The organism is Massilia sp. 9I (assembly GCF_902506415.1).
GTDB lineage: Bacteria > Pseudomonadota > Gammaproteobacteria > Burkholderiales > Burkholderiaceae_D > Telluria.
Genome location: NZ_LR733275.1, coordinates 2,076,704 through 2,090,285, shown reverse-complemented (window position 1 = coordinate 2,090,285; position 13,582 = coordinate 2,076,704). Strand labels below are relative to the sequence as shown.

At 67.7% G+C, this 13,582-nt stretch carries 9 protein-coding genes; 7 read left to right on the top strand and 2 right to left on the bottom strand.

All coding sequences use genetic code 11. The annotated features are described in order from the left end of the window. Positions 1–2: 2 nt before the first annotated feature. Entirely contained in the window at positions 3–2,252 is a 2,250-nt protein-coding gene (locus GV068_RS09480) for a TonB-dependent receptor (RefSeq protein WP_201303267.1), read from the bottom strand. A 302-nt stretch (positions 2,253–2,554) separates the two neighbouring features. Here GV068_RS09480 and GV068_RS09475 point away from each other — a divergent pair, with 302 nt between their 5' ends. After that, complete coding sequence (locus tag GV068_RS09475; RefSeq protein ID WP_159697082.1) at positions 2,555–4,363, top strand: family 43 glycosylhydrolase; 1,809 nt, start codon at positions 2,555–2,557, stop codon at positions 4,361–4,363. Here GV068_RS09475 and GV068_RS09470 read toward each other — a convergent pair. Then, positions 4,289–5,287 carry a DMT family transporter gene (locus tag GV068_RS09470; RefSeq protein WP_159697081.1) on the bottom strand — a complete coding sequence of 333 codons (999 nt, stop codon included), beginning with the start codon at positions 5,285–5,287 and terminating at the stop codon, positions 4,289–4,291. The genes GV068_RS09475 and GV068_RS09470 overlap by 75 nt on opposite strands. A gap of 134 nt (positions 5,288–5,421) precedes the next feature. Between GV068_RS09470 and GV068_RS09465 the strand changes: the two genes are divergently transcribed. The 6 genes from GV068_RS09465 (at position 5,422) to GV068_RS09440 (ending at position 13,579) form a co-directional block, all read left to right on the top strand. Further along, positions 5,422–6,717, top strand: coding sequence for an extracellular solute-binding protein (locus tag GV068_RS09465; RefSeq protein ID WP_229463966.1), 1,296 nt, complete (start codon positions 5,422–5,424; stop codon positions 6,715–6,717). Between the two features lie 8 nt (positions 6,718–6,725). Further along, positions 6,726–7,607 carry a carbohydrate ABC transporter permease gene (locus tag GV068_RS09460; RefSeq protein WP_159697080.1) on the top strand — a complete coding sequence of 294 codons (882 nt, stop codon included), beginning with the start codon at positions 6,726–6,728 and terminating at the stop codon, positions 7,605–7,607. Further along, positions 7,604–8,449, top strand: coding sequence for a carbohydrate ABC transporter permease (locus GV068_RS09455; protein ID WP_229463964.1), 846 nt, complete (start codon positions 7,604–7,606; stop codon positions 8,447–8,449). Before GV068_RS09460 ends, GV068_RS09455 begins: the two co-directional genes overlap by 4 nt. 14 nt (positions 8,450–8,463) lie before the next feature. Beyond that, the gene (locus GV068_RS09450; protein ID WP_159697079.1) at positions 8,464–9,570 is read left to right on the top strand and encodes an ABC transporter ATP-binding protein; all 1,107 of its coding nucleotides are present in this window, start codon (positions 8,464–8,466) and stop codon (positions 9,568–9,570) included. After that, positions 9,567–10,619, top strand: coding sequence for a LacI family DNA-binding transcriptional regulator (locus GV068_RS09445; protein ID WP_229463962.1), 1,053 nt, complete (start codon positions 9,567–9,569; stop codon positions 10,617–10,619). The genes GV068_RS09450 and GV068_RS09445 overlap by 4 nt, the downstream gene beginning before the upstream one ends. A 149-nt stretch (positions 10,620–10,768) precedes the next feature. Then, positions 10,769–13,579: a TonB-dependent receptor gene (locus GV068_RS09440; RefSeq protein ID WP_159697078.1), complete on the top strand. Its 2,811-nt coding sequence runs from the start codon at positions 10,769–10,771 to the stop codon at positions 13,577–13,579. Positions 13,580–13,582: the final 3 nt, after the last annotated feature.

Sequence of the window (13,582 nt, the reverse complement as noted above, 5' to 3'; positions counted from 1 at the left end):
TGTCAGAACCGCAGGTCGAAGCGCAGGTCCGCGGTGCGCGGCGCGGTCGGCGTGGTCATGCCGAAGCTGTCGATGATCGACGGCCGCACCTTGTTCTCGATATTGCGTACGCGCGCCAGCACGCTCCAGCGTGCGCGGTCCGGCTGCCAGGCCAGGGTCGCGTCGGTGCTGGTGTGCGAAGGCACGCGGTACACCAGCAGCTGGCTTGGGACCGCGATCTGGTAGGCGGCGCTGGCGCGGGTGACCACGCCGCCGGTCAGCTGGCCGCCGCCGATCGCAACGCGCTGCTGGTAGCCAAGCGTGAACACGTGGCTGGGCGCGCGGTCCAGTTTGCGGCCGCCCCAGGACACCGCCGGGGTGGCCATGTAGCGCACGTACTCCGCGTCGAGCAGGCTCACGCCGTAGTTCAAGCGGCCGCCACTGCCGACGCGCAGTTCGCCATCGAGCTCGATGCCGCGGCTGCGCGCGGCGCCGGCGTTGCGGGTCAGCAGGCGCGGGGCGCCGGCCACGATCGCATTCCCGGTCAGCTGCAGGTTGGTGTAGCCGTAGTAGAAGGCCGCGGCGTTGAAGGTCAGGCGCCCGCCCAGCAGGCGCGACTTCAGGCCGGTCTCCCAGGCGCGCAGCTCCTCCGGCTGGTAGTAGAGGAATTCGGGCGTGACCGCGGCGGCGGCCGGGCAGGGGATGCCGAGGGCGCTGGTGCCGGCGACGCAGCCGTCGTTGAAGGCGCCGGCCTTGTAGCCGGTGGCCAGGCTCAGGTAGGCCAGGGTGGCCGGGGCCAGGTCGAGCTCCGCACCGAGGCGCCAGGTGGTGCGCGCGGTCGACAGGTCGGCTGCGTTCAGCAGGCGGCGATCAAGGGCCGGGTTGAAGGCCGGGCCCTGCTGGAAGTCGGTCGAACCGACGCGCCACTTGTGATCCAGGGTGCGGCGCGCGCCGGCCGTCAGTCGCAGGTTCTCGCGTACCCGCCAGGTCAGCTGGCCGAAGACGGCGCGGCTCTTCGCTTCGGTCACCAGCGGGAAGGAATAGTAGGGCGGCAGGCCGACCGGGCGCAGGCCCTGGAAGACGTAGCTGGTATCGGATTGCTCACTGAAGTAGTACAGGCCGCCCTGGGCGCTGAGCGGGCCGCCGTCGTTGGTGGCGATGCGCAGTTCGTGCGAGTCCTGGGTGTTGGCGCCGTCGTAGCTGTTGATCACGCCGAGCGCCAGGGCCGGCGACAGCCGATAGTAATAGTTGTTGACCATCTGCTGGTCGAGCTCCCGGTGCGAGCCGAGGTAGTAGACGGTGGCCGGGCCCAGGTTCCAGCTGAGGTCCGCCGACAGGCCGCGCGCGCGCCGATCCTGCGCGCCCTGCACCGGGGCGATGTTGGCCGGACGGAAGCCCATGCTCAGGCGCTCGTCGGTGCTGCCGGCCTTCCAGACCGGGGCGCCCGTGGCGACGCCGGTGTAGAAATTGGTGTCGGGGACGAAGCGGTCGTTGTTGTTGCTCACTTCGCTGTGGTCGTAGCGCACCAGCAGCGCGGCCTCGCGCCCGAGCGTCAGCTTTGCGCTCAGGCGCGCATCGCGGTCGTCGCGGTCCATGCCGGGGCTGAAGCGCGTGCCCTGCTTGTTCTTCAGGAAGGGGTCCTGCTTGCGGGTGCTGACGGCGGCGCGCAGGGCGAGCGCATCGTTCACCGGCACGTTGATCACGCCTTCCAGCTTGCGGTTGCCGTAGCTGCCTGCCTCCAGGGCGACGCGGCCTTCCAGCTGGGCGGTCGGCGCTTTCGAGATCACGTGGACGAGGCCGGCCGTGGTGTTACGGCCGTACAGCGTGCCCTGCGGGCCGCGCAGCACTTCGATGCGCTCGACGTCGAGGAAGTTGGCGGTCTGGCCGGCTGGGCGCGCGATGTAGACGCCGTCCTGCATGAAGGCGGCCGACGGGTCGCCCTTGTCGGTGGTGTCGCTGTTGCTGATGCCGCGGATCGTCACGCGCAGGCCCGAGAAAGCCTGGTCGATGTGCACGTTCGGCAGGCGCGAGCCGAGCGACGCCGGGTTGTCGATGCCGAGCTCGCGCAGCTGCTCGCCCTGCACCACGCTCATGGCAAGCGGCGTGCGCGAGGCAGCGGAAACGGTGCGCTGCGCCGTGACCAGCACTTCCGGCACGGCCTTGTCTTGAATATGGGTGGCCGGCACATCCTGCGCCTGGACCACTCCACATGCGATGCTCGAGACTGCAACGGCCAGCAACTTCTGTGCTGGACGGACCTGCTTGGCTTTCATGAACGACTTCCCCGGTTTCTTCTTATTGGCGCTGTATGGCTGCGCGCCTGAATTTTGTTTTATTTTGATAACATTTGTCCGTCCGCGAGGACGGGATCGGGCAGTCTAGCAGGTAGTGACAACGGGCAATAGTCCTACAAAAATAATTGAACGGAAATATCACGCAGCTACAACATTCAAGTGCTTGAATTGAACAAATTAGCAAGAAAACCCGGTGAGCCGTGCGCCTCCAAGGCGACGTTTAGAATATTTTTCAGGCAACAAAGAATTGCGCCCGCCGCCGGCGCCGAAGAGGAGACCCCATGATCCGATCCCTGCGAGTGCACGCCTGGCTGGCGACCCTGCTGCTGTCCTGCGCGGCCAGTGCCCAGCCGCCCGCCGCCACCACCTATACCAACCCGCTCCCGTTGCGCCTGGCCGACGGCAGCCTGGCCGAAAGCTGCGCCGACCCCGCGCTGCTGCGCGACCGCACTTCGACGCCGACGGTCTGGTACCTGTACTGCACCATGGATCCGGTCAGCCACAAGGAACGCGACGGCCAAGGCTGGAAATTTCGCATGATGCCGGTCTACCGCTCGGTCGACCTGGTCAACTGGTACTTCGTGCGCGACTCCTTCGAGCAGCGCCCGGCCGGCATCGCGGGATCCAAGGCCGGCCTGTGGGCGCCCGAGCCGGTGTACCAGAACGGCAGCTACTACCTGTACTTCACGGTGACCGACGTCGCCGACAAACACAGCCCGGAGAAGGGTTGCGAGTCCGACAGCGCCATCGCGGTCGCGACCAGCGCATCGCCCGCCGGCCCGTGGAAGGCGGCGGAGCAGCTGGTGGTGCCGCCGCGGCGCGCCGGCGCAGGCTGCAATTTCCACTGGACCTTCGACCCCGACGTGGTTGAGGACGAGCAGGGCGACCGCTTCCTTTACTATGGCAGCTATGGCGGCGGCATCTACGTGCAGCGGCTCTCGAAGGACGGCCTGCGGGTCGAGGGAGATGCGGTGCGCGTGGCCGCCGCCAACCGTTACGAAGGCGCGGAAGTGGTCAAGGTGGGCAAGTACTGGTACCTGTTCGCCTCGACCACCGACTGCTGCAGGGGACCGCTGACCGGCTATGCGCTGATGGTCGGCCGCGCCACCAGCCCGGAAGGTCCTTTCCTCGACCGGCAGGGCAATGACATGGCGGCGGCGCGCGCCGGCGGCGCCCCGGTGCTGCCGCAGAACGGCAACCGCTGGATCGGCGCCGGCCACAATGCCGTGTTCCAGGATGCGGCCGGGCAGTGGTGGACCTTGTACCACGCGGTCGACCGCAACCAGGGCTACTTCAGCGTCGAGGACAAGCTCACGCGGCGCCCGCTGCTGCTGGACCGGATCGAGTGGGTGGATGGCTGGCCAGTGGTTAACCGCGGCCTCGGTCCATCCGATTCGCCCCAGCCGCGCCCGGCGATCGCGCCGGGGCCGTACTACGGGGCGCCGCCGGCGCCGCATACGCCGGTCGCGACCACCCCCCTGTGGAGCGAGCGCTTCGACAAGGAGCGGCTGGATGCGCGCTGGAGCTGGGTCCGCCCGCGCGCCGCCGGCAGCTGGGCAACTGGCCAGCCGGGCCTGCGCCTGTCGACCCAGGCCACCGACCTGCACGTCGACACCAACAGCGCCGCGGTGCTGGCGACGCCGCTGCCGGAAGGGAACCTGCGCATCCTGGTGCGCCTGCGCCTGGACGCGCCGCTCGACTGCTGCGATAAGCCGGTGCAGGCGGGGATCGTGGTGATGCGCGACGACGACAACTACGTCAAGCTGGTCGAACTGGCCCACGACGGACTACGCCAGGTGGAATTCGGCAAGGAGCTGGCGCCGGTGGAACGCGGCTATCCGCGCTACGGCAATACGGTCGCCGGCACGCCCGGCGAGTGGACCTGGCTGCGCATCGACATCCGGCGCGAGGGGAACGAGGAGCACTACACGGCCTGGTCCGCGGCGGAGGGCAAGTTCAGGGAGCCTTGGGTCGGCGGCACCACCTGGACCCACCGGCTGGGCAGCAAGCGCAGGCTAGGGCTGGTGGCGATGGGCGGCGCCGGCCACGCCGCTACCTTCGACGAGGTCCGGGTCGAGCGCCTGCCCTGAATCCCGCGCGTCACCGGCATGGGCGTGGACCGACCAGGTCACGCCCGCCACCAGGAGCGCAATGGCGGCCAGTTCGAGCAGGCGCGGGCCATGGCCGCGGTACAGGAAGCCATACAGGAGCGCGAACAGGGTCTCGAACAGGATCAGCTGTCCCGACAGCGTCACCGGCACCCGCCGGCTGGCGATGTTCCACAGCTGGTTGCCGATGACGGATGCGCCCAGCGCGAGCAGGGCATTGCAGGTCCAGAACAGCTGCCAGTCGCGTGCCGGGGCCGCCGGCGCGGCGCTGCCGAAGGCCCAGGCGCCGGCGCCGAGAACCAGGGCGATCACGCCGGTCGCGAGGCCGTACAGCGCCGACCACTGGGCGCTCGAGAACTGCGGGTTGCGCTTCAGGTAGCGCGCATTGTCGAGGGCATACCAGCTCCAGCACAGCAGGGCGCCGGCGGCGCAGGCCACGCCCAGCGCGATGTGGGCGAGGGAGGCCGCGGGGCCGGCATGCAGGAAGCTGTCGACGTTGATGCAGGCAATGCCGGCCGCCACCAGCAGCAGCGGCAGCGCCAGCCGGCGCAGCGGCACGGCGCCGTGATCGTTGCGGCCCAGGAGGGTCACCACCACCGGCAGCATGCCGATGATGAGGGAAGTCGGGGCGACGCCGGCATACTTCACGCCCGCCGCGAGCAGCATGTAATAGACGATGTTCCCGGCCAGCGCATGGCGCAGCAGCGCCGCGTAGTCAGACGCGACCAGGGTGGCCAGCAGCGATTTCAGGCGCGGCAGCAGCAGGGCCAGGGCCATGGCGCCGTAGGCGGTATACCGGCCGACGGCCAGTTCCAGCGGCGAGAAATCCTGCAACAGCGCGGGCGCGATGAACACCAGTCCCCACATCGCCCCTGCGAGCAGGCCGCACAACACTCCGATCCACATACCGACACCACCAGCCAAAAGGCCGATTCTACCGCGCACACAGTAGTGCCTGCAGGACAGCCCTCATTAATAATTATTTGCTACTATTAATGATAAAAGAGTGGCTTCCCACCCGATCGATCCAGGAGACAGGCTTGACCCCATTCACGGTGCGCCTCGCCGGCGCAGTGCTTACGGCCTTACTGTGTGCGCCCACATCAGCCTTCGCGCAGGTCGAGGTGCGCATGTGGACCCTGCTGAGCGGCGGCGACGGGGCGCGCATGGCGGAGCTGGTGGAGAAGTTCAATGCCAGCCAGCGCGAAGCGCGCGTGGTCAGCACCACGCTCAAGTGGGGCGAGCCGTTCTACACCAAGCTGATCACGTCCTCGGTGGTCGGCGCCGGTCCCGACATCGCGACCGTCCACCTGTCGCGCATGACCAACCTGGCCGGCGGCGGGGTGCTGCGGCCGATCGCGCCCGGCGAGCTGGCCGAGGCAGGTCTCAAGCCCGTCGATTTCTATCCGCGCCAGTGGCAGAAGTCCCAGCACGCCGGCCGTACCTACGCGATCCCGCTCGACCTGCACCCGCTGGTCCTGTACTACAACAAGCAGTTGGTCGGCAGGGCGGGCCTGCTCGATGCCGGCGGACAGCTCAAGCCGATCCAGGGCATCGATGCCCTGACGGATGCCTTCCGCGCGGTGCGCCAGGCCACCGGGCGGCCCGGCATGACGATGGAAAGCAACCAGAGCTCCTACGCCGTGTGGCGGGTCTGGCTCTCCATGCTGGCTCAGCGCAATGCGCCCCTGATCCAGAACGGCCGCTTCGCCTACGGCGCCGCAGGCGTCGATTCGCTCGCCCGCATCAGCGACTGGTTTGCCAAGGGCTATGCCCAGGCCGGCCTGAATTACCAGGCCTCGACCAGCCAGTTCATGGGCGGCAATGCCGGCTTCATGATCAACGGCGTGTGGGAAGTGCCCGAGATGGTGCGCGCGACGCAGCGCGGCACGCTCGGTTTCGAATACGGCATCGTCCCGCTGCCGCGCATGTACGGCAACGACAGCGTCTGGGCCGACTCGCATGCCTTCGCGCTCCCGATTAACGAAGGCAGGCCGATGTCGCCGCAGAAGCTGCATGCGGTGATGCGCTTCATCGCCTTCGTCAGCAAGCATTCCCTGACCTGGGCGGAGGGGGGCCACGTGCTGGCCTACCGGCCGGTGGCGGAGTCTCCCGCCGCGCTGGCCCTGATGCCCAACCGTTTGTACGCCGACGTGGCGCGCAGCGTGATCTACGCGCCCGACGCCTGGTACATGGGCGCGGCCGGGCCCTTGGAGGCGATGGCCTCCAAATACCTGCCGGCGGCGCTGTCGTCCCAGCTGACGCCCGCGCAGGCCTTGCGGATGTTCGAAACCGAAGCGGCACTGCTGCTGCGCAAGCGCGCGCCGCGCTACTAGGAGGAACGATGGCAAGCAAGCAAGCCAAGAGCATGCGTGGCGAAACCCTGTCGGCCTTCACACTGCTGGCGCCCTTCGCGATCGTGTTCCTGCTGTTCTTCTTCCTGCCGGTGCTCCAGACCTTCTACATGAGCCTGACCGACAGCAGCCTGACCCGCACCAATGGCTTCATCGGTCTCGCGAACTACGTCACGCTGGCCCAGGACCCGTCGTTCTGGTCGGCCGTCGGCAATACCTTTTATTTCGCCTTGCTGACCGTGGTCCCCTTGACCGCGCTCGGCCTGGTGATGGCGCTGCTGGTCGACCACTTCACCCGCGCCAGCCCGCTGCTCCAGGGCGCTTTTTTCCTTCCCTATGTGTTGCCGATCTCCGTGATGACCCTGATCGCCGACTGGATGCTGCAGCCCTCGTCGGGCGTGATCAACCACATCTTCGATACGCAGCGCGCGTGGCTGGCCGACGTCACCTGGGCCCTGCCCGTGGTCGCATTCGCTACGGTATGGTGGACGGTGGGTTTCAACATGCTGCTGTTCCTGGCCGGGCTGCGCAACATTCCCGCCGACCTGTACGAGGCGGCAGCGCTCGACGGCGCACGCGGCTTCACCCTGTTCCGCACCATCACTTGGCCCGCCATGCGCCCGGTGGTCGGCCTGGCCCTGGTGCTGCAGTTGATCGCATCGATGAAGGTGTTCGGCCAGACCTATATCCTGACCGTCGGCGGGCCCTTCAACACTACCCGCATGACGCTTCACTATATGTACGAAACGGCCTTCATCCAGAGCGACGCCGGCTATGCGGCGGCGATCGCGATGGCCTTCGTCGCCATCGTCGTCACGCTGTCCCTTGGCCAGGCTGCGTTCTCGCGCTGGCTGTCGCGGGAGGGCGCATGAGCGGAAAACTGCAACACCGCGCCAACGCCGGCTGGAGCCTGATTGGCGCCGTGGCGGCGCTGCTGCTGGTGGCATTGTGGGTCGCGCCGCTGCTGTGGGCATTGAGCACGGCCCTGCGTCCGGAGCATGAGACCGTCTCGGCGGTGTTCCATTGGCTGCCCCAGGAGTGGACGCTGGACGCCTTCCGCAAGGTCCTCGGTGCGGGCCGGGTCGGTCGCTGGCTGTTCAACAGTGCACTGGTCGCGCTGCTGGTGACGGTGCTGACGATGGCGCTGTCCCTGACGGCGGCCTATGCATTCTCCCAGCTGCGCTTCCGCGGCCGCACGCTCCTGTTCGGGCTGACGATGCTGTCCTTCCTGGTCCCTTTTGAAGCCCTGCTGGTGCCGCTGTTCCGCATCATGAACCAGCTGGGGCTGATCGACAGCTACGCGGGGATCGTGCTGCCGCAGGTGGTGGCGCCGGTGGTGATCTACGTGTTCAAGCAGTTCTTCGATACCGTGCCGGCCGACTTCCGTGAGGCCGCGGTGATGGATGGCGCCGGGCCGCTGCGCATCCTGTGGAGCGTCTACCTGCCGGTGTCCGGCAACATCGTGTGGGCGATGGCGATCGTGACCTTCATCGCGGCATGGAACAACTTCCTGTGGCCCTTCATCATCGTGACCTCGAACGAGATGATGACGATTCCACTGGGGCTGACCCAGACCTACGACGCCTATGGCGTCATCTACGCCCAGCTGATGGCGGCGGCGCTGATCGGCGCGCTGCCGGTAGCGCTGGCCTATGTGCTGTTCCAGCGCCGCGTGACGCACGGCTTCCTGGCCGCCACGGGCCTCAAAGGCTAAATAACGGAGAGAGCATGGCATCTGTGCGCCTGCAAGGCATCACCAAGCAGTACGAGGACAACCTGGTCATCAAGGGGATCGACCTGGACATCGCGGACGGCGAGTTCGTCGTGCTGGTCGGCCCTTCGGGCTGCGGCAAGTCGACCCTGCTGCGCATCGTCGCCGGGCTGGAAGACGTCAGCGCCGGCACCGTGGAGATCGGCGGCAGGGTCTGCAACGACGTGGCGCCGTCGAGCCGCGGGATCGCCATGGTGTTCCAGAGCTATGCCCTGTATCCGCACATGACGGTGGCCGAGAACATGGGCTTCGCCCTCAAACTGGCCAAAGTACCGCGCGCCGAGATCACGCAGCGGGTGGCGCGCGCCGCCGAGATCCTGCAGATCGGCCATTTGCTCGAGCGCCGCCCCAAGGCGCTGTCGGGCGGCCAGCGCCAGCGCGTGGCGATCGGGCGCGCCATCGTGCGCAAGCCCGAGGTGTTCCTGTTCGACGAGCCGCTGTCCAACCTCGACGCGGCCCTGCGCGGCCAGACCCGGGTGGAGCTGGCGCGCCTGCACCGCGAACTGGGCGCCACCATGATCTACGTGACCCACGACCAGGTCGAAGCCATGACCCTGGGCCAGAAGATCGTCGTGTTCAATGGCGGGCGCATCGAGCAGGCCGGCACGCCGCTCGAGCTCTACGAGCGCCCCGCCAACCAGTTCGTGGCGGGCTTCCTCGGTTCGCCGCGCATGAATTTCCTGCCGGGAGCGCTGGCCGGGGAAGAGGGCGCGACCGCGCATGTGCGCCTGGCCAGCGGGGCGCTGGTCCACGTGGCCGCCGACGCCGCCCATGCGGCGCCGGGCAGCGGCGTCACCCTCGGCGTCAGGCCCGAACACCTGCGGGTCGAATCCGGGGACGGCGCCGGCATTCCCGCCACGGTGACCCTGGTCGAATACCTGGGCGACGCCACCATCGTCTATGCCCAGGTCGACGGCGTGCCGGAGATGGTGTCGCTCAAATGCCGTCCCGATGCGCCGTGTCCGCGACGCGGCGACCGCGTGCAGCTCGGCTTCGACCCGGCGCACGGCCACCTGTTCGATGCCGACGGCGCCGCGCTGCCGCGTGCGCCCTTGACGCCATGAGCGAGCCGGGCCGCACACGCCGGCCCACCATGACCGACATCGCCAAGCTGGCCGGGGTGTCGCAGTCGACCGTCTCGCTGGTGATCAACCACGTGAGCGGCGCCAAGGTGTCGGCGGCGACGCGCAACAAGGTGCTGCGCATCGCGCGCGAGCTTGGCTATCCGGTCGAACGGCCCGGCCACCCGCCTCCGAAACACGAGCGCAACCTGATCGTCTACCTCACCGACGAGCTGTCCACCAGTCCGCATGCGATGCAGACCATCGACGGCGCGCGCGACGCGGCCTGGCAGCACGATTGCCTGCTGTCGGTGTACGCCACCCGCAGCGATCCGGAGTATGAAAAGGCCATCCTCGGCCGCGTGCTGGGCGATCCGTCGCTGCTGGGCGTGGTCTACGCCACCATCTTCACGCGCGCGGTCACGGTGCCGGGCCAGCTGGCCGGCGTGCCGACCGTGCTGCTGAACTGCCACGCCCGCGATCGCCTGTACTCCTCGGTGGTGCCGAGCGAAGTATTGGGCGGCTTTGCCGCCACCATGCACCTGCTGGACGCCGGCCACCGCCGCATCGGCCTGGTCAACGGCGAAGGCTGGATCGAGGCGGCTGCCGAACGCCTCAAGGGCTACCGCCAGGCCCTGTCCACCCGCGACATTCCTTTCGACGCACAGCTGGTGCGCGAGGGCGACTGGCAGGTCAGCACCGGCCACGAGCATGCGCGCGCGCTGCTGGCGCTGCCCGACCCGCCCACGGCCCTGTTCTGCGCCAACGACCTGATGGCCGTCGGCGCCATCGAGGCGGTGCGCGAGCGCGGGCTGGACGTGCCGCGCCAGGTCTCGGTGGTCGGCTACGACGACCAGGACATCGCCCGTTATACCCAGCCTCCACTCACGACAGTGTTGTTACCAAACTACGAAATGGGCCACTGGGCTGCAGAAAGTTTGATCGCCCAGGTCAATGGCGGGGTGTCCCGGCGCACCAGCATGAAGATGGATTGCCCTCTGGTGGAGCGCGATTCCGTCGCTCCTTTCAGGCCCGATTCACGCGTTTCTTGAGTGCGCCATTGCGGTGCGATTTCGGATAGTTTTGTCATATTGGTCATAAATTATGAATTGCAATTCATGTTTATGACCAAACCCGATTCCAATAACGGCGAGCCCGTCCTCCAGGACGCCGGCATCGCCAACGTTTTCAGGAGACCTCGATGAGCACCTTGAAAGTCCGGCCAGTTTGCGCGGCCGTCATGCTGCTGTGCGCCCATATCGGCTTCGCCGCCGCCCAACAATCGACGCAAGCCACCCAGCCGACTGCGGAAAGCCAGGCGCGCGAATCCGGCCAGGACGGCGCCGCGGCTCCGGCGCCCGCCGGAGGCGGCATCGCCACGGTGACCGTGAGCGGTATCCGCAGCAGCATCCGGTCCGCCGAACAGATCAAGCGCGACGCCGAACAGGTGGTGGACTCGATCAATGCCGACGACATCGGCAAGTTCCCCGACCGCGCCGCCGGCGACGCCCTGCAGCGCATCGCCGGCGTGCAGGTGGGGCGCGACCGCGGCGAGACGAGCACCGTCATCATCCGCGGCCTGCCCGACGTGGCGACCACGATCGAGGGCAACGAGATCTTCACCGGCACCGGGCGCCGCCTGTCGTATCAGGACCTGCCGGTGCAGTCGATCGCCGGCCTGGACGTGTACAAGTCGGCCACCGCCAACCAGTTCGAGGGCGGCATCGCCGGCGCGGTCAACATCCGCCTGCGCGCTCCCTTCGATTTCAAGGGCTATACCGTCACCGGCTTCCTCGAGGGACGCCGCAACTACGTCGAGGGCAGCGAAGCGCGCAAGGAAAAGACCAATCCGGGCGGCGGCCTGTTGCTAAGCAACCGCTGGAACACCCGCCACGGCGAGGTCGGCGTGCTGGTGGACGTCGCCTACAACAAGGAGCACTGGGCCTATCCGGTGCAGTGGGTCGACCGGCCGGACCGCATCTTCTCGGTTAGCCCGGACGGCACCGCGACGCGCCTGAACGACGACCAGCCGATCGCGCCGCTGCGCGCGGGCGACCGCCTGGGCGAGCTGCCGAACATCGGCGGCATCTACAACGCCGGCGACCGTGGGCGCGGCAGCATGCACGCCGCGGTGCAGTGGAAGCTGGACCAGAACAACGAGTTCATCGCCCAGTACCTGGGCACCGGCTACCGCGGCCGCAGCGAAGTCGACTACATCCTCAACATCGCCACCTGGACGCCGCGCCTGAGCAACGTGGTGCTGGCGCCGCAGGGCGCCTACTGCAATACCCCGAACGGCGTGATCTGCCCGATCCAGTCGGCCAACGCCGCCGCCGCGCGCTTCGGCAATCCCTACGACTGGGATCCCTATACCGCCACCAGTACCTGGGGCGTCAAGGAGCGCACCGATACCCATTTCCTGAACTTCGGCCACAAGTACCGCAGCGGCCAGCTGTCCCTGGACAGCAACCTGGCCTTCTCGCGCTCGGACTTCATCAACGACACGGTGATCGTCGACCAGCAGATCCCGGGCGCCAGCTCGGCGGTTTACACCTATGGACGCGACGGCCATGGCGGCTACAACGCCATCACCACGCCGACGTCCGGCAACCCCTTGCGCGACCCGAACCAGTTCGTCCTGCGCGGCATGGTGCAGAACTGGGGTGAGTCGCGCGGCGAGCAGGTGCAGTTCCGCACCGACGCGGTGTACCGCATGGGCGGAGACGGCTTCATCACCGCGCTCACCGGCGGCATCCGCCTGTCGTCGCGCGATGTCAGCTTCCATAGCGGCGAACGCGCCAACGACCTGCCCAACACCACGGTGCGGCCGTCGCCGGTGGCCGCCTTCGGCCCCGAATTCCAGTCCCTGGTGCCGGGCCTGGACCGCCTGGGTGGCCCCTGGTACACGCCCTCGCGCGACTTCCTGATCTACCAGGCGGACCGCGTGCGCGCCTTCTACGGCCAGCCTGCCGGCCGGGTGGCGGACGATCCGATGCGCCTGTTCGAGCAGCGCGAGCGCACCGCCACCCTGCACCTGGGCGCGCGCTGGAAAGCGAACCTGGGCACCGTCGGCGTGACCGGCAACGTGGGCGGACGCCTGGTGAAAGTCGACCGCAAGCTGGAGGGCAACCGCCGCATCGGCGACGTCGTCACCCCGATCAGCGAGGACAGCGACGAGACCAACTTCCTGCCGAACGTGTCGGCGGTGCTCAACTGGACCGATCGCCTGCAGTCGCACCTCAGCTACGGCAAGACCATCACCCGTCCCGAGTTCTCGCAGCTGAACCCGGCCCTGTCCCTGATTCCGCCCACCGTCAACGCACCGGGCACCGGCTCGGCCGGCAATCCGGAACTGGCGCCGACCAAGTCGAAGAACGCCGACGCCACGCTCGAGTACTACTTCCAGGACAACGGCTTCGCCCAGATCGCGCTGTTCCACCGCGATATCGAGGGCTACCTGCAGAACTTCGAGCAGAACGAAACCATCAACGGCGTGAACTACCGCGTCAACCGTCCGCAGAACTCGGGCAAGGGCAAGCTCAAGGGCGCTGAATTCGGCATCCAGAAGTTCTTCGACTTCCTGCCGGGCGCCTGGAGCGGCCTGGGCGCCCAGTTCAACTACACCTGGATCGACGGCCAGAACCAAACCCGCACCGCCCTGAACAGCGGCGCCTACACGACGACCGACATCGTCGGCGTCGCGCGCCAGAGCTACAACTTCGCGCTGCTGTACGAGCGCGCCGGCTGGACCGGGCGACTGGCGGCTACCCGGCGTGGCAAGTTCGTCGAGCAGATCGCCGAGCCGCGTTTCGGCCAGGACCGCATCGTCAAGGCCTCGACCTACGTCGACCTGAGCATCGGCTACGCGCTCACCCCGAACCTGACGCTCAATTTCGACGCGATCAACCTGACCAAGGAACGCTACGAGAGCTACCTGGGCGATCCGATCCGTCCACGCGACATCCGCTACACCCCGACGACGTATGGCCTGAGCCTGCGCTATCAAATGTGACGA

Excerpts from the sequence above, each read along its gene's own strand:
- GV068_RS09460 (WP_159697080.1), top strand. The coding sequence starts at position 6,726 with ATGGCAAGCAAGCAAGCCAAGAGCATGCGTGGCGAAACCCTGTCGGCC.
- GV068_RS09450 (WP_159697079.1), top strand. The coding sequence starts at position 8,464 with ATGGCATCTGTGCGCCTGCAAGGCATCACCAAGCAGTACGAGGACAAC.
- GV068_RS09470 (WP_159697081.1), bottom strand. The coding sequence starts at position 5,287 with ATGTGGATCGGAGTGTTGTGCGGCCTGCTCGCAGGGGCGATGTGGGGA.
- GV068_RS09475 (WP_159697082.1), top strand. The coding sequence starts at position 2,555 with ATGATCCGATCCCTGCGAGTGCACGCCTGGCTGGCGACCCTGCTGCTG.
- GV068_RS09440 (WP_159697078.1), top strand. The coding sequence starts at position 10,769 with ATGAGCACCTTGAAAGTCCGGCCAGTTTGCGCGGCCGTCATGCTGCTG.
- GV068_RS09480 (WP_201303267.1), bottom strand. The coding sequence starts at position 2,252 with ATGAAAGCCAAGCAGGTCCGTCCAGCACAGAAGTTGCTGGCCGTTGCA.
- GV068_RS09445 (WP_229463962.1), top strand. The coding sequence starts at position 9,567 with ATGAGCGAGCCGGGCCGCACACGCCGGCCCACCATGACCGACATCGCC.
- GV068_RS09455 (WP_229463964.1), top strand. The coding sequence starts at position 7,604 with ATGAGCGGAAAACTGCAACACCGCGCCAACGCCGGCTGGAGCCTGATT.